The 25454-nt window shown below is 69.8% G+C and carries 20 protein-coding genes and 1 pseudogene; 12 read left to right on the top strand and 9 right to left on the bottom strand.

What is annotated here, in order from left to right; all coding sequences use genetic code 11:
- Positions 1-109: 109 nt before the first annotated feature.
- The 5 genes from ACIA5H_RS05565 (at position 110) to ACIA5H_RS05545 (ending at position 6966) form a co-directional block, all read left to right on the top strand.
- On the top strand, positions 110-2272 hold the full coding sequence (locus tag ACIA5H_RS05565; RefSeq protein WP_397074136.1) for an acyltransferase family protein: 2163 nt from the start codon (positions 110-112) through the stop codon (positions 2270-2272).
- A gap of 151 nt (positions 2273-2423) precedes the next feature.
- On the top strand, positions 2424-4082 hold the full coding sequence (locus ACIA5H_RS05560) for a DNA repair helicase XPB (RefSeq protein ID WP_355074985.1): 1659 nt from the start codon (positions 2424-2426) through the stop codon (positions 4080-4082).
- A gap of 41 nt (positions 4083-4123) precedes the next feature.
- On the top strand, positions 4124-4792 hold the full coding sequence (locus tag ACIA5H_RS05555) for a DUF3239 domain-containing protein (RefSeq protein WP_397074133.1): 669 nt from the start codon (positions 4124-4126) through the stop codon (positions 4790-4792).
- Between the two features lie 53 nt (positions 4793-4845).
- Positions 4846-5484, top strand: coding sequence for a LysE family translocator (locus ACIA5H_RS05550; protein WP_355074981.1), 639 nt, complete (start codon positions 4846-4848; stop codon positions 5482-5484).
- Between the two features lie 60 nt (positions 5485-5544).
- On the top strand, positions 5545-6966 hold the full coding sequence (locus ACIA5H_RS05545; protein ID WP_397074130.1) for a M1 family metallopeptidase: 1422 nt from the start codon (positions 5545-5547) through the stop codon (positions 6964-6966).
- 4 nt (positions 6967-6970) lie between these two features.
- On the opposite strand, the gene ACIA5H_RS05540 is transcribed toward ACIA5H_RS05545, so the two are convergent.
- Complete coding sequence (locus ACIA5H_RS05540) at positions 6971-7798, bottom strand: hypothetical protein (RefSeq protein ID WP_397074128.1); 828 nt, start codon at positions 7796-7798, stop codon at positions 6971-6973.
- 295 nt (positions 7799-8093) lie between these two features.
- On the opposite strand from ACIA5H_RS05540, the gene ACIA5H_RS05535 reads away from it, so the two are divergent.
- Positions 8094-8624 (top strand): hypothetical protein, encoded by a 531-nt coding sequence (locus tag ACIA5H_RS05535; protein WP_356963698.1) that lies wholly within the window; start codon positions 8094-8096, stop codon positions 8622-8624.
- Here the strand turns inward: ACIA5H_RS05535 and ACIA5H_RS05530 are convergent, their stop codons facing one another.
- Positions 8625-10919 (bottom strand): helicase-associated domain-containing protein, encoded by a 2295-nt coding sequence (locus tag ACIA5H_RS05530; RefSeq protein WP_397074125.1) that lies wholly within the window; start codon positions 10917-10919, stop codon positions 8625-8627. It lies immediately after the preceding gene.
- Positions 10920-11014: 95 nt separating this feature from the next.
- Between ACIA5H_RS05530 and ACIA5H_RS05525 the strand changes: the two genes are divergently transcribed.
- Entirely contained in the window at positions 11015-11203 is a 189-nt protein-coding gene (locus ACIA5H_RS05525) for a hypothetical protein (RefSeq protein ID WP_039795086.1), read from the top strand.
- Positions 11204-11286: 83 nt separating this feature from the next.
- Here ACIA5H_RS05525 and ACIA5H_RS05520 read toward each other — a convergent pair whose 3' ends face one another.
- Both ACIA5H_RS05520 and ACIA5H_RS05515 read right to left on the bottom strand, forming a co-directional pair.
- Entirely contained in the window at positions 11287-11922 is a 636-nt protein-coding gene (locus ACIA5H_RS05520; protein ID WP_355074971.1) for a resuscitation-promoting factor Rpf1 domain-containing protein, read from the bottom strand.
- 409 nt (positions 11923-12331) lie between these two features.
- Positions 12332-12574, bottom strand: a complete 243-nt coding sequence (locus ACIA5H_RS05515; RefSeq protein WP_355074969.1) for a hypothetical protein — start codon at positions 12572-12574, stop codon at positions 12332-12334.
- A 188-nt stretch (positions 12575-12762) separates the two neighbouring features.
- Between ACIA5H_RS05515 and ACIA5H_RS05510 the strand changes: the two genes are divergently transcribed.
- A complete protein-coding gene (locus tag ACIA5H_RS05510; protein WP_039795090.1) occupies positions 12763-13182 on the top strand; it encodes a cold-shock protein in 420 nt (139 codons plus the stop codon).
- Between the two features lie 254 nt (positions 13183-13436).
- Here the strand turns inward: ACIA5H_RS05510 and ACIA5H_RS05505 are convergent, their stop codons facing one another.
- From ACIA5H_RS05505 to ACIA5H_RS05495, 3 genes are all read right to left on the bottom strand, one after another.
- Positions 13437-14018, bottom strand: a complete 582-nt coding sequence (locus ACIA5H_RS05505) for a DUF2771 domain-containing protein (RefSeq protein ID WP_355074967.1) — start codon at positions 14016-14018, stop codon at positions 13437-13439.
- Positions 14015-15949, bottom strand: coding sequence for an MFS transporter (locus ACIA5H_RS05500; protein WP_379250493.1), 1935 nt, complete (start codon positions 15947-15949; stop codon positions 14015-14017). The genes ACIA5H_RS05505 and ACIA5H_RS05500 overlap by 4 nt, the downstream gene beginning before the upstream one ends.
- 92 nt (positions 15950-16041) lie before the next feature.
- Positions 16042-16815 carry a glutaminyl-peptide cyclotransferase gene (locus ACIA5H_RS05495; protein WP_379250495.1) on the bottom strand — a complete coding sequence of 258 codons (774 nt, stop codon included), beginning with the start codon at positions 16813-16815 and terminating at the stop codon, positions 16042-16044.
- Between the two features lie 47 nt (positions 16816-16862).
- Between ACIA5H_RS05495 and ACIA5H_RS05490 the strand changes: the two are divergent.
- Together ACIA5H_RS05490 and ACIA5H_RS05485 are read left to right on the top strand one after the other, a co-directional pair.
- Positions 16863-17565 (top strand): annotated as a pseudogene (locus tag ACIA5H_RS05490) (DUF3027 domain-containing protein); the annotation flags it as partial.
- A gap of 1417 nt (positions 17566-18982) precedes the next feature.
- Positions 18983-21832, top strand: coding sequence for a sacsin N-terminal ATP-binding-like domain-containing protein (locus tag ACIA5H_RS05485; protein WP_397074120.1), 2850 nt, complete (start codon positions 18983-18985; stop codon positions 21830-21832).
- Positions 21833-21838: 6 nt separating this feature from the next.
- Here the strand turns inward: ACIA5H_RS05485 and ACIA5H_RS05480 are convergent, their stop codons facing one another.
- On the bottom strand, positions 21839-22456 hold the full coding sequence (locus tag ACIA5H_RS05480) for a TetR/AcrR family transcriptional regulator (protein ID WP_228829715.1): 618 nt from the start codon (positions 22454-22456) through the stop codon (positions 21839-21841).
- 125 nt (positions 22457-22581) lie between these two features.
- Here ACIA5H_RS05480 and ACIA5H_RS05475 point away from each other — a divergent pair, with 125 nt between their 5' ends.
- The gene (locus tag ACIA5H_RS05475) at positions 22582-24642 is read left to right on the top strand and encodes a neutral/alkaline ceramidase (RefSeq protein WP_397074117.1); all 2061 of its coding nucleotides are present in this window, start codon (positions 22582-22584) and stop codon (positions 24640-24642) included.
- Positions 24643-24651: 9 nt separating this feature from the next.
- On the opposite strand, the gene ACIA5H_RS05470 is transcribed toward ACIA5H_RS05475, so the two are convergent.
- Positions 24652-24891 carry a DUF2530 domain-containing protein gene (locus ACIA5H_RS05470; protein ID WP_379250503.1) on the bottom strand — a complete coding sequence of 80 codons (240 nt, stop codon included), beginning with the start codon at positions 24889-24891 and terminating at the stop codon, positions 24652-24654.
- Positions 24892-25007: 116 nt separating this feature from the next.
- Here ACIA5H_RS05470 and ACIA5H_RS05465 point away from each other — a divergent pair, with 116 nt between their 5' ends.
- Positions 25008-25445: a MarR family winged helix-turn-helix transcriptional regulator gene (locus ACIA5H_RS05465; RefSeq protein ID WP_379250505.1), complete on the top strand. Its 438-nt coding sequence runs from the start codon at positions 25008-25010 to the stop codon at positions 25443-25445.
- Positions 25446-25454 lie beyond the last annotated feature (9 nt).

The following is a 25454-nucleotide window of genomic DNA, read 5'->3' as shown; positions in this document are numbered from 1 at the left end:
TGCAATGAGTTGGATGGAATAGGCGCAGCGCGCGGACACCCCGGCCGAGGCGCATGCCCGGCGGCGAGTCGGCGGGACTTGTCCGGCCGGACCGATGACAATGCTGCGCATGGCGGCCACGGTCAGCGGGTTGGGAAATCGGCGGGCGGAGCTGATCGACGGAGTGTCGCCGGGGGCGGCATTTCGGGGGGACATCGAAGGAATGCGGGCGGTCGCGGTACTGGCCGTGGTGCTTTTTCATGCCGGTGTGCCGGGGGTCGGTGGGGGATTTGCCGGTGTGGACGTATTTTTCGTGATTTCCGGTTTTCTCATCACGGGAATGCTGTATCGGGAATCGGCGGCCGACGGCACTGTCGGGCTCGTCCGGTTCTATGGCGCGCGGGCGCGCAGGCTGCTGCCTGCCGCAGGGGTCGTGCTGGTCGCCACGGCGATCGGCGCGGCCGTGCTGCTGCCGCCGCTGCAGGGCCGCCAAGCGCTCGGCGACGGGATCGCGAGCGCGCTGTACGCCGGGAACTATCGCTTCGCCCTGCAGGGCACCGACTACCTCGCCGCGGACGCGCCGCCTTCACCGTTTCAGCACTTCTGGTCGCTCGGTGTGGAGGAGCAGTTCTACCTGATCTGGCCCGCGCTGGTGATCACGACGGCTCGGCTCGTGCGACGGCGCCGCAGCGGTTCGGCCACCGCGCTGCCGTACCTGATCGTTCTCGTCGTCGTCGCCGCGCTCTCTTTCGCGGTCGCGCTGACCTGGACCCGCACCATGCCACCGTGGGCGTTTTTCGCGCTGCCAACTCGGGCCTGGGAGTTGGCGGCGGGCGGCATGGTGGCGCTGTCGGCCGTGCTCTGGTCGCGGTTGCCGAAGTCGGTGGCCACCTGCGCGGGGTGGGCGGGAGCCGGTTTGATCGTCGTGGCCTGCGTTCGGCTCGACGAGAAGACCCCGTATCCGGGCATCGCGGCGCTGCTGCCCGTGCTCGGCGCGGTCCTGGTCATCGGGAGCGGCTGTGTGGCACCGCGATTCGGCGTCGGTCGCGTCCTGGCGGTACCCGAGATGCAGGCCGTCGGCAGGCTGTCCTACTCCTGGTATCTCTGGCACTGGCCGGTGCTGGTGCTGGCCCCGCATGCGCTCGGCCGCCCGCTCGGGCTGGTCGGCGCACTTGGCGCGGTCGCCATGGCCGGTGGGCTCGCCGTGCTCACTCAGCGGTTGATCGAGAATCCGGTCCGCTTCGCGGCCCGCCTGCGCGGTTCGGGCCGGCTCAGCCTCGCCTGCGGTGGTGTGAGCACCGCGCTGGCCATCGGTGTGGCGTCCGCGCTACTCGTGCTCGTACCCACTCCGGTCGGACACGGTACGGCGGCGCGGAGTCTCACACTGACGACACCGGCCGCACCGGCCACTCCCACCGCCGACCCCTACGATGCCGCGATCGAGCAGCTGACCGCGCAGACCCAAGCGGCGGTCGCCGCCTCGGCGGAGGTCCGCGACGTCCCGTCGAATCTCACGCCGGCACTGTCGAACGCGCGCGGCGACCGGGCGGAGGTGTTCGACAACGGTTGCTTCCGTTCCTGGACTGACGTGGGCCAAGGGGAGTGCGCCTCCGGTGATCCCGCCTCGTCCACCACGGTCGCGTTGGTCGGCGATTCCCACGCGGCGATGTGGCAACCGGCGTTCGAGAACATGTCGGTAGCGCACCATTGGCGGCTGGAGACCATGGCGAAGGTCACCTGCCCGCTGCTCGATCTGCCCATCACCAGCCCCTACCTGGGGCGGACGTATACCGAATGCGAACAGTGGCGCGGGCAGATCATGACCCGGTTGCGGCACGAACGGCCCCGGCTGATCGTGGTCGGCATGTCCCGCCGCTACGGCGGCGACTTCGGCTTCGTGACCTACGACCCGGCGTGGATCGACGGCGTGCGTCGCCTGGTCGCCCAGCTGCGCGAATCGGGCGCGGCCGTCCTCGTGCTCGGCGGCATCCCCGATCCACACGCCACCGTGCCGGCGTGTGTGGCCGAGCACATCGACGACGCCTCCGCATGCGCCCCCGCCCGAGCGGTGGCGGTCGACGACGCGGGCATCGCCGCCGAGCGCGCGGCCGCTACCGCGGGCGGCGGCCAGTACGCCGATCTGACCGCGCTGTTCTGCACCCCCGCCCGCTGTCCCGTCATCGTCGGGAACACCCTCGTCTACCGTGATGACAATCACCTGACGAGCGGTTACGCCACGACGCTCGCCCCGGTCGTCGGCGCGCTCACCGAACGGGCGCTCGCGCGCGGCTGAGCCGTCCCGGTGCGGTCCGCGGGAAGACATCGCGCCCTTCCGGCGTTGCATCCGGTCGCTGCCGCACCCGCGCCCTGCGGGAAGGGCCGGTAACCTGCGGGTTGTCGGTGGGGTCGGGGAGAATGGCGGGGAATCTAGCTGAGGAGGGACTGTGAACGACGGTCCGCTGATCGTGCAGAGTGACAAAACGCTGCTGCTGGAGGTCGACCACGAGTTGGCCGATGCCGCGCGGCAGGCGATCGCGCCGTTCGCCGAGCTGGAGCGGGCGCCCGAGCACGTGCACACCTATCGGGTGACGCCGCTGGCGCTGTGGAACGCGCGCGCGGCCGGGCACGACGCCGAACAGGTGGTGGACGCGCTGGTCAGCTTCTCCCGGTACGCGGTGCCGCAGCCGTTGCTGGTCGACGTGGTGGACACCATGGCGCGCTACGGCAGGTTGCAGCTGGTGAAGCATCCAGCCCACGGGTTGACGCTGGTCAGCCTGGATCGCGCGGTGCTGGAGGAGGTGCTCAGGCACAAGAAGATCGCGCCCATGCTCGGCGCGCGCATCGATGACGACACGGTGGTGGTGCACCCGTCCGAGCGCGGCCGGATCAAGCAGACGCTGCTGAAGATCGGCTGGCCCGCCGAGGACCTCGCGGGTTACGTCGACGGCGAGGCGCACCCGATCGACCTCGACTACGCGACCGACGGCTGGCATCTGCGCGATTACCAGCAGATGGCCGCCGACTCGTTCTGGGCGGGCGGCTCCGGGGTGGTGGTGCTGCCCTGCGGCGCGGGCAAGACGATGGTCGGCGCCGCCGCGATGGCCAAGGCGAAGGCCACCACGCTGATCCTGGTCACCAACACGGTGGCGGGCAGGCAGTGGCGGCGTGAACTGCTCGCCCGCACCTCGCTCACCGAGGACGAGATCGGCGAGTACTCCGGGGAGCGCAAGGAGATCCGCCCGGTCACCATCGCCACGTACCAGGTGATCACTCGGCGCACCAAGGGCGAGTACAAGCACCTGGAACTGTTCGACAGCCGCGACTGGGGGCTGGTCATCTACGACGAGGTGCACCTGCTGCCCGCGCCGGTCTTCCGGATGACCGCGGATCTCCAGTCCCGCCGCAGGCTCGGCCTGACGGCCACCCTGGTGCGCGAGGACGGCCGCGAGGGCGACGTGTTCTCGCTGATCGGCCCGAAGCGCTACGACGCGCCGTGGAAGGACATCGAGGCCCAGGGCTGGATCGCGCCGGCCGACTGCATCGAGGTCAGGGTCACGCTGACCGACGCCGAGCGGATGGCCTACGCGACCGCCGAGCCGGAGGAGCGCTACAAGCTGTGCTCCACCGCGCACACCAAGATCGCCGTGGTCGAGTCGATCCTGGCTCAGCACCAGGATGCGCCGAGCCTGGTCATCGGCGCGTACCTGGACCAACTGGACGAACTCGGGGTCGCGCTCGACGCACCCGTGATCCAGGGGTCGACGAAGACCAAGGAGCGGGAGGAACTCTTCGACGCGTTCCGGCGCGGCGAGATTCCGGTGCTCGTGGTGAGCAAAGTGGCGAACTTCTCCATCGATCTGCCGGAAGCGTCCGTGGCCGTCCAGGTTTCGGGTACCTTCGGCTCGCGACAGGAGGAGGCGCAACGTCTCGGGCGGCTCTTGCGTCCGAAACACGATGGCGGACAGGCGCATTTCTACTCGGTCGTCGCGCGCGACACCCTGGACGCCGAATACGCCGCGCATCGCCAGCGTTTTCTCGCCGAACAGGGGTACGCCTACCGCATCACGGATGCCGACGACTTGCTCGGACCCGCCATCGGATAAGCGGAGGCTTCCCCTCCGCAAACTGTGCTAGGAATAAGGGCGTGCGACACTTCGAATTCGCGGTGGACCGCAAGCACGCCCACGCGGTGAACGAAGTCTTCGCCGACCTTCGCCGCCTGCGCCTGCTGGCGATCGCCGCCACGGTGGTCGCGGCGGCGGGCACGGCGTTGCTGATCTGGCTGGACCATCCGTGGGCGTATCTGCTCGCGGTCGCCTTCGCGCTCGGCACGGTGACGGCGCTGTGGGTGGCCCTGTGGACACCGTGGCATTCCAGCATCGACAAGCTCTACGCGGACGGTGAGCTGGTACCCGCGGTGGTCTCGGAGGCGCGCCCGTCGGGTGTCGTGCTGCTCGCTTTGGTCGACGTGTCCGCGCCGAATACGCGCGATCCGCGCTACGCCTTGGTGACCAGGAAGGTCCGCGACCTGCCCGGTCACCAGGCCAGGGCCGGGGAGCGCGTGCCGTCGGTCGCGGTGCGCACCGACCGCGCGCCGCGCCAGGTGGGTCAGCGCTGGCAGTCGGTGAGCGCCATGCCGATCGCTTGGGGCACGACCGACGACGCGGTCATCGCCCGCGCCCGCGCCGCGATCAGCGAGACCGAGTGGCGGCTGCTCACCGACAATCTCGCGCTCGCGGAGAAGGTGCGGCGCACCACCACGAAACGTCTGCTGCTCGATCCGCACCAGCTACCGGGCGAACTCGGCTCCTGAATCCGGCTGTGTCCGCGGGGTTTATCGGTTGCGCTGTCGCCTAGACTCGAAGGATGGTTCCAGCGTCCAATCTGCTGGCATTCGTCGCCGCCGCGGTCGTCATCATCGTCGTGCCCGGTCCCGGCGTACTCTTCACGGTCGGTCGCGCGCTCACGCTCGGCCGGCGCGCGGCCCTGCTGTCGGTGCTCGGGCATGCCATGGGCGTCTACGCCGCCCTGGTCCTGGTCGCGATCGGGCTCGGCGCCTTACTGACCGCGTCGGCGTTGGCGCTCACCGTGGTCAAGTTCGCGGGTGCGCTGTATCTGATGTATCTCGGCATCCAAGCGATCCGTCAGCGTTCGGCGTTGCGTGAGGCGCTGGGCGCCGCGGTCGAACCGGCCCCGAACACGCGCGTGCTGCGGCAGAGCGCTGTCGTCGGGCTCACCAATCCCAAGGCGATCGTCTTCTTCTCCGCGGTGCTGCCGCACTTCGCCGACCCGGCCTCAGGGTCGCTGTCGTGGCAGTTCCTGCTGCTCGGCACGGTCTTCCTGGCCATCGCGCTGGTCTCCGACAGCGCGTGGGCACTGCTGGCCGCCTCGGCGAGGTCCTGGTTCGCCAAGTCGCCGCGCAGGTTGGAGGCGATCGGCGGCGCGGGCGGGGTGATGATCTTCGGTGTCGGCGCGTCGGTGGCGCTGACCGGAAGCGGCGACTGAAGCCGCTACCATCCAGCGAAGTCGGTGCGCCGGTACCGGCGAGAGGCGGGGTGGAAAGGGGTGGTTGTCCGTATGTGGTTGTCCGGCCGGATGTGCGCCGCGGTCGCGTGTGTGTTCGCCGCGGTGTCTCAGGTGCCCGCGCACGCGGAGCCGCCCCCGGACCCACTGGTCGGCGCGCCGGGCTTGGGCGATCCGTACTATCCGCTCGACGGCAACGGCGGCTACGACGTCCAGCACTACGACGTCGGCATCGACTACGACCCGCCCAGCCGGAAACTGGCAGGCACCACCACGATCACCGCGCACGCCACCCAGCCCCTGCGCGTGTTCAACCTCGATTACGCGGGGCCCGATGTGCGCGAGGTGGCGGTGAACGGGCTGCCCGCCGACTTCGACCGCAACGGCGAGCACGAGTTGACCGTCACGCCGACGTTGCCGCTGCTGCCAGGCCTGCCGTTCACCGTCACGGTCGACTACGCGGGCCCCGCGGTGAACGCCGAAGGGGAGGGGTGGACCTTCGCACCCAGCGGCGGCGCGTTCGTCGCCGGTGAGCCGCACTCGGCGACGACTTGGTACCCGCTCAACGACACTCCGCTGGACAAGGCCACGTTCAGCCTGAACGCCACCGTTCCCGCGGAGTGGGAGGTGATTTCCAACGGCGTACGCATCGAGGACGTGGTGCGCGGCGACAAGCGGACGGTCCGCTGGTTCAACGCCAAGCCGGTGGTCGGCTATCTGACCACGGTCGCGATCGACAAGTTCGACTACCTCGAGCAGCGCAGGGCCAACGGCATTCCGCTGATCAGCGCGTTCGCCCCGAATGTGGAGCAGGACCAGCGCGAGCTGGAGCAGCGCCTGCCGGAGATCCTCGACTTCGCCGAAAAGATCTACGGCCCTTACCCGTTCGAGGCCGCAGGCGGCATCCACGTGGACGCGGGCATCACGTTCTCGCTGGAGACCCAGACCCGCCCGCTCTACGCGCCGTCGATCGATCTGCAGACTGTCGTGCACGAGATCGCGCACCAGTGGTGGGGCGACTGGGTGTCGATACGCCGGTGGTCGGATATCTGCCTGAACGAATGCTTCGCCAGCTATACCGCCGACTACCTGTGGCCGGAGCGGATGGACGGCAAGAACGTCGACGACCAGTACCGCGAGACCATCCGCAAATACCGCGACAGTGAGAAGTACTGGAACATCCCGTTGGAGGACCCCGGTGTGGGAAAGGAGTTCACCTCCGTCTACTACCGTGGCCCGCTGTTCCTGCACGCGCTGCGCAAGCAGATCGGCGACGAGGTGTTCTTCGCGGCTGTTCGGGACTTCCTCGCCGCGCATGCCTACGGCAACGCCTCGATGCCGGAATTCCGCGCTTTCGTGCAGTCGCGCTCACCCATGGACCTGACCGGGTTCTTCCACGCGTGGCTGAACACCACCGCGCCGCCGCCGGAGGAGTACCTGTTTCCGGGCGTCCTGCGCAGCTGACCCGTCAGTCGTCCCCGGCGTGCTGCCTGGCCTTCGCCAGCCTGCGTTCGGCTCGCTCCACCTGACGGCGCGCCGCGTGCAACTCGTCCTTCGCCGACCGCTCGGCCGACTTGCGGAACTGCCGCTGCTGTTCGGCGTGCTCGAGCTCGTCGCGCAGCGCGGCGACGCGTTCCTCGGCCGAGGACAGTTCTCCGGTCGCTTCTTCGAACGCGGCTCCTGCCGAATCCTCCTCGGCACGGGCGGTTTCGAGCGCCTCCTCGGCCTCCCGCAGTTCTCGGCGCGCGCTGTCGTCGGGCTGCCGCGCGGCCGCTCGTCCGGGCCGAGCGGCCGGTTCGGGCACCGCGAGCAGACCCGGTCCACTCGGTCCGAAGCCTTCGTAGCTCGCCGCCGTAGCGAGTGTTCCGGCGCGCAGCCGATCGGCCACCTCCGGATCGGCGAGTGCGGCGGTCAAGGTCTGGCCGATCTCCCGGACGACGTTCTCGCCGACCGGATGCCCGTGTTCGGCGGCGAGCGCCCCCGCCTTCTTGGCGAGGGCGTTGACGAGTTGCTGGCGCTGCGCGGTCAGGTCGCGCAGCTGTTCGGCCGAGAGTTCTCGCTGCGCGGCGGCCAGCGCGGCGGCCAGCCGCAGCAGGGCGGCCACGTCCTCGGGCGCCGCCCTGGACAGCAGGTTCGCCGCCCACGCGGTCAGGGTGGGTTTACGCAGCTTGCCGATGGCGGCCGCCAGTTGCTTGTCACCCGACTGCTTCGCGGCGGCCGCCCGGTCGGCGCGCGCCGCGACGAAATCCGCGGGCGCCAACCCGTACAGGTCGCGTGCGACGTCCTCGACCGTCATACTGCCCAAGCGTAACGACTCGGTCTCGGGCGACGACACACTCCGCATACCGGACAAGAGTCCAGTTGCATGAAATACGCGAAAGGCGTTGCTAGTGAATTACTCTGCGTTCTTCTTGCTCGGCCGTCTGCTCCCCAGCATCCTCGGTTACGCGCTCATGGGGCTGTACGGCACGCACAGCATCTAGGCCGCCCCCGTTCCAGGTCGCCCGCGGGCTGATGCGGCCGCTCAGGTCGTGCGGGTATCCTCACCGCGTTCACGAGCACGTGAACGTTTCGGTGAGAGAGGTTTTCAGGTGAAGTTTCCAGGAACGAGGTTGCTGGCACGGATCGTGCTCGCCCTCGTCGCGGTGGCCGCGGTGGTGGTCACGGTGGCCGGCTGTTCGTTGATCGAGGACGCGGGTAAGTCGGACACCGCCAAGGCCAAGGCCGGCGACTGCATCAACGTCATCGAGGGCTCGGCGGTCGACTCCAAGACCGAACCGGTCGACTGCTCGTCGGACAAAGCCGTGTACAAGGTCGCGCAGTCCTACGACAAGAAGACCGACTGCGCCGCCGACTACACCTCCTACGAGGAGACCCTGGCCGGCGGTACCACCGCCTTCCTGTGCCTGGCCCCGAACTTCAAGGAAGGCAGCTGCTACAACGAGAGCAGCACGACCGGATACAAGCACGTCGACTGCGCTGCCTCGGACGCCACCTTCAAGGTGCTGAAGCGGATCGACGGCAAGGCCGACGAATTGCTGTGCGACCAGGATGCCGACGGCTTCCGCCTCATCGAAACGGACCCGAAGGTCACGTTCTGCACCGCCAAGCCCAAGGGCTGATCATTCCAGCAGGGCAACCGACGCGATCCGGTGCAGCGTGAAGTGCCGGACCGCGCCGGTGACCGGGTCCAGCGCGTCCAGCTGCCCGTTGCCCACCTTCAACGGCTCCACCACCCGTTGGGAGGCGACGCCTTGGGCGTCGACGTAGCCGATGTTCACCGACCGCCGCACCCGTGCCGCGAGCTGCAACAGGGCGAGGGTGGCGGCGGTATTGGTCCGCGTGCCGTCCGTGCGTACCGCTTGACCGGACCGGGCACTGGCGGCGCGTTCGCCCGCGCGCAATTCCGTGACGAGCAGTTCGAGTTGTTCGGTGCTGGGCGGTGTCGGCCGATACGGCTGCCGTGCGACGGGCCGCACCGAGATCCGCGCGCCCCGCGGCCGCAGATCGACGATCGCGCCGCTCGAGTCCTCACCCGCGGGCGCGAAACCGGCCGCGCGCAGCTGCTCGAGCAGTTCGCCGAGCGGCGCTTGGGCTATGGCGACGGTCGGGGCGATGGATCGCAGCGCCAGCGCGCTCGCCACCGGCGCGGACAGCACTTGGGCCAGTAGCGCCGGGTCGTCACTGCGGATGAACGACTGGGCCATACCCGCGCGCAACTGGCCGTGACGCCGGGCCACGTCATCGATCAGGTAGGTCAGTGCCTGCGGGATCGGCGTCCGGGAATGCGCGGCGAACAGCGCGTGCAGCTCCGCCGCCGTCAGCCCGGCGTCCAGCGCGCGCCGCACCGAGGACTCTCCGATCCGGTATACCGTTGCGGCGCCCGCGGATTCGACGTCGGCGACGAGGGCGACGCGACGCTGGAGATCGGTGGTCAACGGGCCGGGTGCGATCACCGTGAGATCGGCTTGCACCAGCACGTGGTCCACCGGCTCCGGCAGCGCCGCCTCCATCTCCGCCTCGGCGTCGGCCACGCTGGTCGGCGCCGCGTGCAGCAGCGCCCGCGCCGCCGAGCCGAGCGCGCCGCGGCCGATCAACCCGAGCGCCGCCGCCTCGGCCAGCGTCTGTTCGACCACCTCCGGCCGGAAATTCCTGCGCCTGCGCGGCTGCCGCCAGGCCAGCACCCGGCCGATTTCCGTTGGGGCCAGCGCGGTGCCGGACGGGTATTCCGCCAGTAGGGCGAGGAGCGCGTGCCGGTCGCGCGGCGCGGTCGGGGTGCGCAGTTCCAGCGACAGCGCGGCCAGCGGTTTGTCGTTGGCGTCGCGCATGCCGATCATCCACGGCATCCGATCCAATTCGAGCCAGGTCAGTCCGAGGGCGGCCCAGCGCCGGGCGGGCGGCGCTTCCAGCCAGGCGTCCACCAGTGGCGTCGGCGCCCAGAAGTCGTCGGTCGTCTCGAAGTCCGGTGGCGGGTCCGGCAAACCCTTCTCGATCAATTTCGCGGCCGCCAGCAGCTCGACCAGCAAACCCGCCCTCGGCTCGTCGACACCGACCTGCTTGGCGATGCGGCGCAGCTCGCGCACGCCCAGGCCGCCCGCGCGCAAGGCGGGAGCCGGGGCATGGCCGAGCACCTCGAGCACGGCCGCGCAGTGCCGCAGCAGCTCGCCGACCTCGCCCGCCGCGACCGCGTTCACATCGGCGGGCGGGTATTTCGCCGGCTCCGGTCGCGGCGGCGTGAGGGCATGCGGGTGGGTGACCGGTTCCCCTCGCAGCACCTGGCCGACGGTGACCGGGAGTTCGACGGTCTCGTCATCGATCCGGTGCAGCAGCCTGCGCGCCAGCAGCCGCTGGATCGGCCGCTCGGCCGGAGTGCCCGGTGCGGCGTCCTTGGTGCGGCCACGAGGCCCTGTCGCGGCCAACTTGTCCAGCAGGGACCGTTCGGCGGGCGGCAACTCGGGCAGCGCCGCGACCACCTCGGGTTCGGTGAGCGCGTCGGGGATCTCGGTCGCGGTGCCGATCGGCCACGGCAACGCCTCGGCGGCCGCCGGAATCAGGTGCAGTCCCTGCTCGGCGTCGATCCAGACCAGCGCGCGAGCGGTCAGCCGCTCCAGCGCCTCATCGATCGCGTCGGCCGGCACCCGTTCGCTCAATTGCACATGCAACTCGGCGCGGCGCAGCGGGCCGCCGTCGGTGCGCGTCACCCCGTGCATCGCAAGGGTTTCCACGATGGCGAATTCGAGGGTGTTCAAGTCCTCCGTGGCGCGCAGCACCGACGCGCGCTGTTCGACGCGGGCGGCGAGCACGGCCATGGCGGAGGGCAGCGGGACGGCCAGGTCGGGCCGAAGCTGCAGCAGCGTCACGAGCTGGGCATCACTGCGGGCACCGAGCCATCCGGCAAGGGAGTCGGTCACGGTCATCCGATCCAGCCTACGATGCTGGGCGATCGCCCGCCGACGTCCGGAGCTACGGGCTGCGGCGCATCCTGGTTGAGCGGCCGGGCTAGCATGGGGCCGTGGTGAACAAATCGAAGAAATCCTACGTCGACAACGGCTGGCCGAAGGTCGCCGACGGTGACCACGCGGTCACCGAGCTCTCTTCGGCCCGATCCGGTGGTCTCTCGCCCTACGGCGAGGACACCGAGTTCCCGGTCCCGGCTGAGCAGTTGCCTTACATGCACCCGAACACGGTGATCAACCGCTGAGCGCGCGACCGGAACGTTCTCGGCTACGGAGAAGGGCCCCGCATCCACGTTGATGCGGGGCCCTTCTTGCTGAAGCCTTCGGGTCAGGAGGGGAGCAGACCCTTGTTCGCCTCGTAGAAGTTCACGATCGCGGGGTCGAGGGTGACTCCGCTGGACTTGGCGGCGTTGAAGAAGTCGAGAGCTTCCTTGGGCACCTGGACGCCCTGGCTCTGCACGACCTCGAGAGCGCGGTCGACGGCCGAGAAGATCTGCTGCGTGTCGGCAGGCGCGGCAGGCGCGGACTGAGCGAGCTGCGGCGCGGGGTTCCAGCGCGGGGTCTCGGCGGTGGCGGGCGCGGAGCGCGGGCTCGGCGCGCTGCTCAGGCCCAGCTTCGAGGAGCAGGAGGGCCAAGCGCCCCAACCCTGCGAGGCGAGCACCTTCTCGGCGACCGCGATCTGCTGTTCACGGCTGGCCTGGTTGGCGCTGGCGGCGTATTCCTGACCGCCGTGGGCGCGCCACGTGCTGGGCGAGAACTGCAGCCCGCCTTGGAAACCGTTGCCGGTGTTGATGCCCCAGTTGCCGCCGGCCTCGCACTGAGCGAGTCGATCCCAGTCGGAGTCGGGTGCCGCGCTGGCGTTGCCTGCGAAGGCCACACCGGCGGTGCCGATGATGGCCCCGGTCACGGCAACCTTGGCTACCGTGCGTCCGGTCGAGCTTGGCTTGCGATGGCGTCCACTCATATCGGGTTCGTCTTCCTCTCGACGCACCTGCGACATCTTCGGTTCTGGTTCGGACTGAGAGGTCGTCCGTTCCGCCCTCGCCCCTACGTTTCCGTCGGGGATCCGGTACCCGCGGGGCGAGGCTCGGTGCGGCGGGCCGGTGGTCGCCGGGGGTGCCCCGGCTGGATAAGACCGTACGACGAACCGCGGGAAAAATCACTATTTGGTAACCGGCGTGTACCAACGGGTCTCGACCCGATATCGGACCGGGGAGGAGGCTTCATGCAGCTAGAGGCGCCGCGGTCGCGCCCCCGGCCGGTCGTCACCGCTTCGTGATCTACTCGTAATGTGATGAGGATCACACACCGGAGTGGGTAACGATCGCATCGGGTAACCGGTTCGGTGTCGGATCGGAGATGATCACTCCGCTTCAGCGCGACCGGCGGCCCGAGCGCAGCGCGAAGACGAGCGCGAGCACGAACCCCAGCGGCGCGAGCATCGCCCCGAAGTAGAGCCACAGCCCCGGCTCGCCGTCGGTCAGCAAGGGGATCGCGAAAATCGCGACGATAGCCAGCAATCCCAGCGCGAACACGGAGAGCGCGAGTTGCAGCAACCAGTCGCCGCGCCGCCGTGGGGCGCCGCCGGGCGGGGTCGGAGCGGAAGGGTTCGTCACGGTTCGACGGTAAAACTGATGTGCTTGCGTTATTCGCACCGGGGTAGACTCGATAGCAATCGCGTCCTGCAATCCTGCTGGGCGCGTTCTTTTCGCACAGGAAAAGGGCCGGTCGCGCGACCGGCCCGGTAGACGGATGTGCTCGGGCCGTAGGGGTCCGAGTTTTCGATGATGAACGGGTGAGCGCAGTGCCGACCGGCAGGGTGAAGTGGTACGACGTCGAAAAGGGCTTCGGCTTCCTTTCCCAGGACGAGGGTGAGGACGTCTACGTGCGCTCGTCCGCGCTGCCCCAGGGCGTCGAGGGCCTCAAGCCCGGCCAGCGCGTCGAATTCGGCATGGCCGCAGGCCGTCGCGGCCCCCAGGCGCTGAGCCTCAAGCTGCTCGAGGCGCCGCCGTCGGTCCGGCAGGGCCAGGAACGCAACGCGCGCAAGGAGCCTGCCGCGCGCAGGCACACGCCGGACGAGCTGCACGGCATGGTCGAGGACATGATCACCTTGCTCGAGGCGAAGGTGCAGCCGGACCTGCGTAAGGGCAAGTACCCGGATCGCAAGACAGCGCAGCGCATCTCGGAGGTCGTCCGCGCGGTGGCGCGCGAACTGGACCACTGATTCCGCTCGATCTCGCTTCATCCGGGCGGCCGTCGGGCCGAATTCACTCGAGGTAGGCGTTCGGGGCCGCGGAGGTCAAGGGAAGCTCGGGTGCCGGACTTCTGACGCCGATCGTTCGTGGCCGTCCATCGGTGGATTCATCCGGCCCGCAGCGGGTTTCGGGCGAGTCCTACCCGTCCACCGTGCAGGCGCCGTGCGCTCGGACGCGCACTGGCGTCTGCGGAGTCGGCGAAAGACGTTGCGTCCGATACTCGCTACGCCGTGCTGATCGACCAGGTGGCGTGCGGCACGTAGAACTCCCGGCCCGTTTCGTCGCGGGCGAGGATCGGCAGCTGGAACTCCACGCCGATGAGGCGCAGGTCCGGCTCCGGTTTGGAATCGATGGTGAGGGCGAAGGCCCGGTCCGGGTAGTCGTTGCGGCTGATCACCTGGTCGACTTTCTCGCCGTTCGGCAAGAGGTAGACCAGTTGTGCGAGCCAAGGCGCGTCGGCGACCTTCTTCGGAAGCGACAGCTGCAGTGGGTAACCGGCGGGCACTTCCAGGTCGACGGTGCGGCCACGGTGGCAATCCGGCGTGTCGGGCCCGCAATTCAGCGTCGTGAACACCGTGCCGGGGACATTGTCCTCGGGCAGGATGCTGCAGTCCTGCATGGTCACCGAGCAGTAGCTGAACGGCCGCACGGTGACCGTCTTGCCGTGTGCGTAGGCGGTGAGGGTGACGTCGGGCTTCTCGGCGTCGTGGACCAGCACCGCCAGCACGCCCACGAAGGCGACGGTGAGCACGAGCAGTGCGACCGCGGCCAGCGCGGCGATCGTGCGTGCGTTGAGCTTGCTCACCAGATCGGGTCTCCTTGCCCTCGTCGAAAGCGTTCGGCGTCACCGCCGCGCGGCGCCGGGTCCTCCGCCCGAGGCGCGCTCGCCGGATATCCGTGCGGCCGGGTCGTCGGCACCTCTTGCTCCGCGTGCTGGGGACGGTTGCCGCCGAGGCCGGGCAGTAGCGAGTGGCCTCGGAAGCTGAGGAAAGTCTGCACCAAGCCGAGGACGAGTATCACGGTGACCACCGCGAAGCCCTTCCAGTAGTCGGTCGGCAGCAGCACACCGGCCGCACCGCCGACGACCCAGCTCAGTTGCAGCACGGTCTCCGACCGCCCGAAGCCGGAGGCGATCGACTCCGGCGGCAGGTCGTCCTGGATCGAGGCGTCCAGCGACACCTTGGCCAGCGCGCTCGTCCCCGCCGCCACCAGGGCCGCGGTCGCCGCGCCGAGGAGGTTGTCGGCGAACGTCGCGAACAGCGCCACCAGCGCGCACGCCGCCGTGCAGCCGAGCACGACCAGCGAGGGCTTGCCGAGTTTCAGCCGGGCGCCCGTCGCATTGCCCGCGAAATTGCCGATGGCCGCGGCCGCGCCGACCGCACCGAGCATGAGGGCCTGCTGCGCGGGCCGGTGTTCTGTCGCCTTGGCGACGAACGCGACGTAGAAGGTGAGGAACCCGGTCAGGACACGAATGGCGCTGTTACCCCAGAGCCCGGTCACCACGGCGCGGCCGAGCGGTTGCCTGCGCTTGCGCGGCGGGATCGACGACTCCGCGCCGGACGAGAGCACCTCGGTGCGCGCGTCGGCGCCGTGATAGCTCAACGTCGCGGGCACCTCGCCCTCGGTCACCTCCACCCAGGAGGGGATGCGCAGACTCAGATACGTCCCCCCGCAAGCGATCAGCGCCGCGAAGACCAGTGCGCCGTTGGAGCCCGCGATCGCCGCGGCCAACCCGGCCAGCGCTCCGGCGCCCATGGTGCCGCCGACCAGCCCGAACACCGTGAGGCGGGAGTTGGTGCGGACCAGATCTATGTCCGGCGGCAGCACCCGGGGGGTGACCGCGCTCTTGAGCACGGAGAACGATTTGCTGCCGATCATCATGCACAGCGCGAGCGGATACAGCGCCCAGGTGTCGAACTGGAAGACCAGCACCACCGCGACCACCGCGCGCACCGCGAACGACGTCGCCAGCGCGAGGCGGCGACCGCGCTGCAGGCGATCGAGCAGCGGTCCGATCAGCGGGGCGATCACCGCGAACGGCGCGATCGTGATCAGCAGGTACAGCGCGACTTTCGTCTTGCTCTCCGCGGTGGCGCTGGCGAAGAACAAGGTGTTGGCCAGCGCCACCGCGATGGCGGCGTCCAGGGCGAAGTTCGCCATGGTGGCGTAGGTGAGCGCCGTGAGGCCGGACTTGTCCGCGCCGTCGGCCTTGGCCGCGCGCTGGAAGGTCGCGATGCCTTTCTCGGTGAGTTCCCTGCCGCGCATGGCTGCCACGCGGGTGACCGTGAGTTTGCGCGGCATCCGCCGCGCGCCGGCGGCATCGGGGCTCTCGGGTTGCCGGCCCTGATCCTGCGCGGCGGTCTCGGGATGGTCGCCTTCGGCGGGGGCCGGTGTTTCGCTGTACCGGGGCGGCTCCGGACGGTGCGGGAAGACGTGCCGAGCCGCGCGGTCGGAGGCCTTCGGCTGCTCGGCGTCGGGCCCGACCGGGAGCGGCTTGGTGGGCGGAGGCTGCGCGGGCCGTGGCGGGTCGCGTCGCGGGCTCGGCGGCGGTCCCGGCTGGTCATGACGCTCGGCGGCGCGTCCGGATCCCGGTCCGAGCGGTGGTAGCGGCCTGCGGCGCCGCGGCCCGTTGGGTGGCGGATATCGGTCGAAACCGGGATGCCGATCGAACGGCGGGACCTCCTCGCCTTCCCGCCGATCACGGTCGGGACCGGAAGGTTCGCGGGGAGTAGTCACGACTCCAATTCTGGCGCACTCTCGGGCCGGGTGTTCACGCGCGCTCCGGGGTGGCGGCGGAAAGTGATCGTCGTCGCGACCCGCGATCACGCTCAGGCGGGGGCGAAGCGGACCTCGAACATGGTCGGCCAGTTCTTGCCCGTGATCAGAAACCGGTCGGTGCCGGGCAGTTGGGCGATGCCGTTGAGGGCGTCGGCGCCTGCCCGTGCGGTCGCGGGGAGCAGACCGGCGGCGTCGGCGGTCGCCAGCACGGCGCCGGAGTCCGGGTCGATGCGCAGGATCGTGTCGGTGGGCCAGTCGTTGGCGTAGACCGACCCGTCCGCCGCGCATTCGAGCTCGTTGAGGCGTGCGCCGTGGTGACTGTCGAGCTCGACCGAGCCGGTAGGGGCGAAGGTGACCGGATCACGGAAGGTGAGGCGGTCGGTGCCGTCGCTCATCACCAGCCGTCCGTTTGCGGCGCACAGACCCCAGCCCTCGCCGTCGTAGCCCACCCGGCCGCGTTCGGCGAGCGTCGCAGGGTCACGGGCGATGGCCACGCCGTCGTGCCAGGTCAGCTGCCAGAGCGTGGCGCCGGCGAGGGTGATGCCCTCGCCGAAGTACGGGGCGGGCAACTCGGTTCTGGCCAACTCCTCCCCGGTCGTGAGCCGGGACGCGCGCACGCCGGACGCGCCGACCAGCCCGGTGCCCTCGTAGAGCACGTCGCCGTCGACCTCCAGGCCCTGGGTGAACGCCTTCGTATCGTGCGGCCGGGTGGCGATCACCTCGATGTTCATGCTGGGTGCCTGGTCCGCTACGCCGCCGCATCCACCCACGATGAGCAGACCGACCAGCACACTGATGGCCAACGCACGCCGATTGCGTTCCATACGGCAAAATGTAGGCCGTGAGCGCAGTTTCTGTTTCGGAGTCCGGCGTGCGGCCGATTCTGGCCGATGCCGTCGATTTGGCCCGCCGTGCGCTCCTGGAGTTGGAACCGTCGGCCGTCGGCGCGCACCTCGGCGTGATCGCCGAGGACGAGAGTGCGGCGACCCACCGATTCGAGGCCACGCTCCCCGGTTACCGCGGGTGGCAGTGGGCGGTCGTGGTGGCCGCCCCACCCGACGCCGACCACGCGACGGTCAGCGAGTCCGCGTTGCTGCCCGGGCCCGATGCCTTGGTCGCGCCCGAGTTCGTGCCCTGGGAGCAGCGCGTCCGCCCCGGGGATCTCGCGCCAGGGGACCTGCTCGCCCCGCCCGCCGACGACCCGCGGCTGGTGCCGGGCTACGTCGCCACCGGCGATCCGGTGGTGGACGAGGTGGCCTACGAGGTCGGTCTCGGCCGTACCAAGGTGATGAGCAGGGAAGGCCGCGAAGAGGCCGCCGAGCGGTGGTACACCGAACACGGACCCGACTCGGAGATGGCCAAGGCCGCGCCCGCCACCTGCGGGACCTGCGGCTTCTATCTGCCACTCGCCGGGTCGCTGCGCGCCGCGTTCGGTGTCTGCGGTAATGCCATGGGCGCGGACGGGCGCGTTGTCCACGTCGCCTACGGCTGCGGCGCGCACTCGGATACCGAGGTTCCAGCCGGTAACGGGTCGCCGCTGTTCGAGGCGTACGACGACGCGGCCATAGAGGTGATCTCGCTCGAAACCGCCGACTCTCGCGTGGCCCCGCAGGGCGCCGACGAAGCGCCGACAACCGAGGACATTGATCCGCACGGTGCGGCCGCCGAGAATGTCGCGGTGGCCGCCGACCCGGGAGTCGCCGAAGACGCAGCCGTGGCCGGGGATGCCGCCGTGGCCGCTGCGCCTGCTGGAGACGTCTCGACCGGCGAGGGTGCCGCGGTCGTCGAGAAGGCTGTGGACGTGCGGGCTCCTGCGGTTTCCGGGGAAGCTGCCATCGCGCCGGAGGACCGCTCCGAGACCACTGCCACGACCGGCGAGCCCGCGTTCCGCCAGGATGCCGCACTCGGTGAGCGCGCCGCGGTGGTCGAGGAAGCCGCGGCGATCGGGCACGAAGAGGTCGCCGAGAACGCTGCGGTGGCCGAGGATCCAGTCGTCGCGCGAGATGCGGTTTTCGCCCGAGACGACGCCGCCGCGATCGCCGCCGGCGGCGAGCATTCCGGCATCGCGGAAGCACTCGCGGCTGTCGAAGGTGACGAGGCGAAGGAGGACACCGCCGCCTCGGAGGAAAGCACCACCGTCGAGGACTTGGGCGCGACCGCCCAGCCCGCGGGCAGCACGGCGGCTACGCACCGCGATGTGGTCGAGTTCGTCGAGGTCAGCGCCGCCGAGGTCGGCGAAATCGACGCCGCCGCCGCGTTCACCGAATCGAGCATCCCGCCGGCCGTGCGCGCGACGCCGAGCGTGGACGATGCCGCCGAAGCATCGACCGGCCAGGAGCCCGCCTCTGCCGACACGGTTGCCGGGACGGTCGCGGATGAGCCGAGCGTGGCGACGGACGACGCAGCCACCGGTCCGGCTCTCGGAACGGACGAAGCGGCGGACGCCGGTGAAAGCGGTTCGGATGCCGCACCGGTCGATTCGGAAAACGCCGATGCCGTCACGCGTCCCGCGGTGGCGACCGATCGCGAGGCCGGTGCGGCGGAGTCCGAGTCGGCCGAAGCGGGCACGACGGGATCACGTGCACCCGGGGTAACGAGCGGTGATGCGTCGCCGGGTTCTGACGATCGGTATGCCGTCGACCCACGCGCGACCGAACCGGACGCTGTCGAGTCGAGCGAAGCAGCCGGATCGAGTGACGCGACGACGGACGCCGTCGAGTCGACCCCGGTGCAATCCGTCGCAGCCGATCCGGATGTGGCCGAGGCTTCCGACACCGTGTCGCAGGCGCACGAGCCCGCATCGTCGTCCCAGGCGGACACGCCTGGCGCACCGGAACCCACCGCTACGCCGGTCGCCGATGACGCCGAGGCGCGATCCGAGTCGGGTATCGCCGACGCTCCGGGTTCCGAGGCACGGCCGGAGTTCTGGTCATCGCCGCGGAACTGAGCGACGCCGCCGACCCGTTCGGCACTTCGGCGCTGCGAGCGGCGGTGCTCGCCGCATGGCGTGATTCGCCGACGCGGTTGCGTGAGGACGCCGCTACCGAGAACGACCTGGTGCGCGCGGGCTATCGGGACCGCTTGCTGACCGAGTTGGCGCAGAATGCCGCCGACGCCGCGCGCAAGGCGGGCGTGGACGGCGCCGTCGTGGTCTGGCTGGACGGTCGTGACCTGCACGTCGGGAATACCGGTGCGCCGCTGTACGTCTCCGGTGTGCACGCGCTCACCGCATTGCGCGCGTCGGGGAAGTCCGACGGCGGGACCGTCGGTCGATTCGGTGTCGGTTTCACCGCGGTGCTCGCGGTGAGCGACGACATCGAGCTGCGGTCGGCCTCCGGGTCGCTGTGGTTCTCGCGTGCCGAGACCCGGAACGCTCTGCACCGCAACGAGATCCGTTTACCTGCGGTCGATGCGGGCGAATTCGCCCCACCGGTGCTGCGGTTGGCCTGGCCGATCGAGGCGCGACCAGCGGACGGTCTCGACACCGAGGTCGTGCTGCGGCTGCGCGCGGACGTGGACGCCGACGCACTGCTGGCCGCGATGCGCGCCGAAGCCGTCGATCTGCTGCTGGAACTGCCCGCCCTGCACCGCATCCGGATCGGCACGGACGAATTCGTCAGCAGTGCCGAGGACATGGGCGACGGTATGCACGAGGTCTATGTCGACGGCCCCGGCAGCGAACAGCGCACCTGGTGGCAGTACCGCGCGCCGCGCGCCCGCTGGTTGCTGCCGGTGCGTGACGGCAGGCCGGTGGCCGCCGCCCCCGATGTGCTGCGCGCGCCGACCAGATCGGACGAGGAACTGTCCCTGCCCGCCTTGCTCATCGCCGACATCCCGATGCAGCCGGATCGGCGCAGATTGCTGCCCGGCGCGCGGCTCGGCGAACTGGCCCGCGGCTACGCGGATTTCGCTCGTGCTCTTCCGCCACGCGACCGGCTCGTGCTGGTACCAACGCCCGGGTTCGCTCGCAGCGAGGCCGATGGCCTGCTGCGCGAAGCGCTGCTGCGCGAATTGCAGACGCGTTCTTGGCTGCCGGTAGTCGCCACCCACCGGCACGCCTACCCGGAAGGCCTAGGCGACCCCGAGCCCTTGACCGCGGACCACCTCGGGTCGGGCACTCCCGCTTTTCCCGGCGCGGACGACGAACTGCGGGGCCGAGAATCCGGTGCCGTCGCCGACGTCGAAGCGGGGAACATCGCCGTCCCCACCCGCGCGTACGTCTTGACCGGTCTGACCGCGGAATTGGCCGAGCTGCTCGATGAAGTGGTCGGTCCCCTGGTGATCCCGGACCTCTCCGGACGGGCACACACCGAGGCCATGGGCGCGCTGGACGTGCACCGGCTCGGATTGGCTCGGCTGGCGGAGTTGTCCGGGGGCTTGGAGCGGCCGCCGAGTTGGTGGCGCTCGTTCTACGCGGCGCTCGAACCGTTCGTGGTGGATCCGCTCGCGGCGGAGGAGTTGGGCGCGCTGGCGGTGCCGCTGGCCGACGGCAGACTCGTCACGGGGCCGCGCACCGTGGTGCTGGACGATCAGCTCGAGGTCGCGATCCCGCTGCACTGGGCCAGGCTGGCGCATCCGGAGGCCGCGCATCCCCTGCTGGCTCGGCTCGGCGCGCGGTCGGCCACCGCCGAGGATCTCCTGACCGACCCGGGCTTGCGCGCCGATCTGGAGGACCATCCGGGCGACCCCGACACCGCCGATGCCATCCTGCGTCTCGCCGCGCATGCCGACCGGGAGGCACTGCCTTCCTGGCTGGGCCTGCTGGAATTGCCCGACACCGAAGGTGACTCGCGGCCCGCCGACGAACTGCTGCTGCCCGGCGCGCCGCTGCGCGAGCTGCTGGTGCCCGATGCGCCGTTCGGCACCGTCGACCCAGAACTGGTCGAACGCTACGGCGCGGACGCGCTGCGCGCCGTCGGCGTCGGCTGGGATTTCGGTGTGATCGTCGAAGCCGATCCGACTGGTCCTGACCACGATCTGGACGACGAAGAGCACTGGTGGTCCACGCTGCCGGACGATCCGCCCGAGCTGGTCGCCGTCCGTGACCTGGACCTGATCGATGACGCCGCCTGGCCGGAAGCGTTGCGGCAGTTGGCCGGGTCGCCGCGCACCCGCCGCCTGCTCACCGACGCCGACGGCTACACCGCGTGGTGGTTGCGCCGATACGCGCGGGTCGACGGCACTCCGCTGGGACTTCTGCGCCATCCCGCCGACACCGACTTCGACGGTCTGTTACCGGCGTTCGCCGTCGCCGGTGTCGACCCGGACGCTTGTCGCGCGATTCTCGCCGACCCCGCGACGATCACCGACGAGTTGGCCGCCGCTTTGTTGGAGGCGCTCGCCGACACGTCGAGAACTCCCTCGCCGGAGGTCGTCTCCCGCACTCATGCCCGCTTGGCCGCCGCTGTCGCCGCCGGCCTGCTCGACCTCGCCGACCTGCGGCCACCCGATCGCGTGCGCGCGCTCACCGGCGCCGTGGTCGATCCGGAAGACGCGTTCGTCCTCGATCGACCGTGGTTCGGCTTGGCGGTGCCGCCGGATCGATTGGTTGTCGGCGACGCCGGAACGGCCTCGTCTCTGGCGGCTCTGCTCGATCTGCGGCTGGTGTCGGAGGCCGTCACCGGCGAGGTGGTGAGCGTCGGACGTCGCACGACCTGGGCAGCGGAGCCGCTGGGAGTCGTGCTGCGGCAGCTGTTCGCTCTGCCGCCGCAAGCGGGCGAGCTGGTCGTACACCACGACCTGACGGTGCGGTTGAGCGGCGCGATCGAGGCCACGGTCGCGGTGCCCTGGTGGCAGACCGGCTCGGCCGTGCACGTCCGCGCGCCGCGGCCGGGTGGCTGAGCTCGGCTACTGCGCCGCGTACCCCGTGAGCATCTCGCTCAGCAGATCGAGCTGCCCGCGCACGCTCTCGCTGTCGTTGTCCACCAACCAGCGCAGCACCACACCGTCGATGACGTTGAGCGTGAACCGGCTCAGTGTCTGCACCGGGACCGACCAGGTGTTGCCGGTCGCGTCGCGCGCGTGCTCCAGGATGTCGGCGACCGTTGAGTCGTTGAAGTTGTACTGCTCGCGCGCGATCGCGAGTTTCGCCGGGGTTTGTTCGCCCTCGCGCAACGCGTAAGTGGTCGTTTCGTAAGTGAGCAGTTGTCGTTCCGGAGTGGCTTCGATGTTCAGCCACATCAGTTCCAGACCCGCGCGGATCAATTTTTGAAGGGCTTCTTTTCCACTTCCGACGTCCTGCCAAACCGTTTCGTTCGCGTCGACGGAATCGCGCAATTCCATCGACAACGCTTTGACCAGCTCGGTCATCAGCGCGTCCTTGTTTTCGAAACAGTAATGCACCACACCGAGCGAGACGCCGGCCGCCTGAGCGACATCACGCGTGGTCACGCCCGCAACACCCTTTTTCTCGGCAAGGCCGATCGCGGCCTCGATAAGGTGGGCCCGTCGTTCTTCGACGCTCAATCGGGAGGACACCCAAGGGAGTTAAGCGCCCACGGCTCGTGCAGTCAATTCAAGGGTGGAAAAAATCTGGACTGGACGAGTGACCAGTTGTGTGGTTCGCTGCATCGGGACAGAAGGAGACGGGTATGCCGGTGTCACGCCGAACTGTTCTGACTCGGACGGCGATCGGGTCCGCCACGCTCGCGGCCGCGACGGTACCCGGGATGAGCGACGCACTCGGCGTTCCGGCGGCCGCCGCACCGGATTCCGGCGGTTACGAGATCGGTGTCGGACTCTCCGACATCACCGGCCCGGCCGCCGAATGCGGGATGATGGGCTACTCCCAGCTCGAGCAGCAGACCGCGGGCATCCACCTGCGCCCGCGGGCGCGGGCGTTCATCATCGGCGGCGCGGGGCGGCGGATCGTCTTCGTGGTCGCCGAGAACGGAATGATCTTCCAGTCCGTGCACCGCGGCGTGCTGACCGAACTGGCCCGGCGTTTCGGCGACCTGTACACCGAGCAGAACGTCCTGCTGACATCGACCCATTCGCACGCGACCTGCGGCGGCTCCAGCAACGACTACGCCTACAACCTGTCCATCCTCGGTTTCCAGCAGCAGGTGTACGACGCCGAGGTCAACGGGATCGTCGAGGCGATCGCCGCCGCGCACGCCGATCTCGGCCCCGGCTCGCTGTCCCTCGGCCGCGCCGAGCTGCACAACGCGAGCGTGAATCGGTCACGCGTGGCTTGGGAACTCAATCCGCCTGCGGACAAAGAGCATTTCCCGGATGCCATAGACCCCGCCGTGACCACTCTCGTCTTGCGCAAGGGCGGGCGCACGGCGGGGACCATCACCTGGTTCGCCACGCACAACACGTCCATGACCAACACGAACCGATTGATCAGCTCGGACAACAAGGGCTACGCCGCGTTCTCCGCCGAGCGCATCGAGCACGGCGTGCGTTACCTGGACGGCAAGCCCGCGTTCGTCGCTGCCTTCGCGCAGACCAACGCCGGTGACATGTCCCCGAACCTGAACCTGCGCCAAGGCTCCGGTCCCACCGAGGACGAGTTCGAGAACACCCGCATCCTCGGCGAGCGGCAGTACACGGCGTCGAAAGAAGCGGTGACCCAGGCCCGGTCGATCTCCGGCCCGGTCGACGGGACGCTCTGCTACATCGACCTGGCGGACATCGCCGTGGACGGCCGCTTCACGCCGGACGGCATGCCGCGCCGCACCGCACCGGCCGCGGCGGGGGTGTCGCTGATCGCGGGCAGCGTCGAGGACGGTCCGGGACTGCCCGGCGGCCCGATCCCGGAGGGCGTGCGCAACCCGTTTATCGAGTCGCTCGGCGATCCGGCCCAGCCCGCGCCGGTTTGGCTGGCGGACGCGCAGGCGCCGAAAGCGATCGCGGTGCCGTTGGGCCTGCTGCCTCCGGTGCCATGGGTGCCGAATGTGGTGCCGATTCAGCTCGTTCGCATCGGCGAGCTCTATCTGGCCGCCGCGGGCGGCGAGTTCACCATCACGTCCGGCCTGCGCATTCGCAAGGCTGTCGCCGCGGCGCTGAGCGTCCCGCTGGAGCAGGTGCTCATGCAGGGATACGCGAACGCCTACCACGAATACGTCACCACGCCAGAGGAATACGACTCCCAGCAGTACGAGGGCGCTTCGACGCTGTTCGGCCGCTACACGCTGTGCGCCTATCAGCAGGAGTTCACCCGTCTGGCTACGGCATTCGCCGCCCGTGGACCGGTGCCGCGCGGCCCGGCCCCGCGCGATGTGTCCCAGCTGCAACCGAACTTCCAGCCGGGCGCGGGTCCGGACGCGGCCGCGCCGGGTCGCGACTTCGGTGACGTGCTCGTGCAACCGCACCCGTCCTACGGTCCAGGAGACCAAGTGCTGGCCGAATTCGTCTCGGCCCACCCGAAACACGACAATCGGCGTAACGGGACGTTCCTGGAAGTGCAGCGCAGGAATGCTTCCGGCGAATGGGTGCGGGTGGCCAACGAGGGCGAGTGGGCGGTGAAATACCACTGGAGCAAGCGCGGGCTCGCCGAGTCGGTGGCCCGGTTCACCTGGGACATCCCTCTCGACGCCGAGCCGGGACGCTATCGCTTCCAGCACTACGCCACCCGTCTGGATCCCGGCGGCGCGCTCTACCCGCTCACCGGCACGACCGACGAATTCGAGCTGGTCCGAAGGTAACCAGGCCGGCTACAAGCCCGTCTGCGCGCCCTTGTCCCCGCGCCGCGCGCCGCGGCGCTGAACCAGATAGATGACCAGTCCGATCAGCCCCACCACCAGGCCCATCAGGCAGACCGGACGGGCCGACGCCCACCGGTCGCCGCCCGCCCACACCACCACGGTGGCGATCAGCCACAGCGCGCTGCCGACCGCGAGCACGGGGCGCGGGTCGGTCAGGCGCGGCGGAAGCTGCGGGACTTTCTGTGTCACGGGTCAAGCCTAATCGGCCCGGCTCGGAGGAGTCCGCCGCCCGCGCGAAGACGAGGTGGCCGCACCATGGCGGGAAGCCGCGACCGGCCGCCCTCGGTCCCGTATCGTTTGCCACTGTGACAACGCCATCGGATGTCAGAGCCCTTGCTGGTGAGCTCTCGCTGGCGGTCGTTCGACTGACGCGGCACCTGCGCGGCCGTCGTGCCGACTCGCAGATTTCGCTGACTCAACTCTCCGCGCTCGCCACGCTGGCGCGCGAGGGCGCGATGACCCCGGGGGCACTCGCCGCCAAGGAACGCGTCCAGCCCCCGTCGATGACCCGCGTCATCGCCTCGCTCACCGACCTCGATCTGGTCGAGCGCAATCCGCATCCGACCGATGGCCGTCAGATCATCGTCTCGCTGTCCCCGGCGGGGCGCGCGCTCATCGCCGACGAAGCCAGCGCCCGCGAGGCATGGATGACCGAGCGGCTGTCGACGCTCACCGAGGACCAACTCGTCGTGCTCACCCGTGCCGTGGCGATCATGAAGCAGATCGTCGCGGAATCCGAGTAAGCGCCACGG

It is taken from the genome of Nocardia sp. NPDC051900 (assembly GCF_044452545.1).
GTDB lineage: Bacteria > Actinomycetota > Actinomycetes > Mycobacteriales > Mycobacteriaceae > Nocardia > Nocardia sichangensis.
Note: the sequence above shows the minus strand (reverse complement) of the source record. Positions and strands in the feature narration are given on the sequence as shown.

Excerpts from the sequence above, each read along its gene's own strand:
- ACIA5H_RS05565 (WP_397074136.1), top strand. The coding sequence starts at position 110 with ATGGCGGCCACGGTCAGCGGGTTGGGAAATCGGCGGGCGGAGCTGATC.
- ACIA5H_RS05550 (WP_355074981.1), top strand. The coding sequence starts at position 4,846 with ATGGTTCCAGCGTCCAATCTGCTGGCATTCGTCGCCGCCGCGGTCGTC.
- ACIA5H_RS05540 (WP_397074128.1), bottom strand. The coding sequence starts at position 7,798 with ATGACGGTCGAGGACGTCGCACGCGACCTGTACGGGTTGGCGCCCGCG.
- ACIA5H_RS05530 (WP_397074125.1), bottom strand. The coding sequence starts at position 10,919 with ATGACCGTGACCGACTCCCTTGCCGGATGGCTCGGTGCCCGCAGTGAT.
- ACIA5H_RS05520 (WP_355074971.1), bottom strand. The coding sequence starts at position 11,922 with ATGAGTGGACGCCATCGCAAGCCAAGCTCGACCGGACGCACGGTAGCC.
- ACIA5H_RS05495 (WP_379250495.1), bottom strand. The coding sequence starts at position 16,815 with ATGGAACGCAATCGGCGTGCGTTGGCCATCAGTGTGCTGGTCGGTCTG.
- ACIA5H_RS05475 (WP_397074117.1), top strand. The coding sequence starts at position 22,582 with ATGCCGGTGTCACGCCGAACTGTTCTGACTCGGACGGCGATCGGGTCC.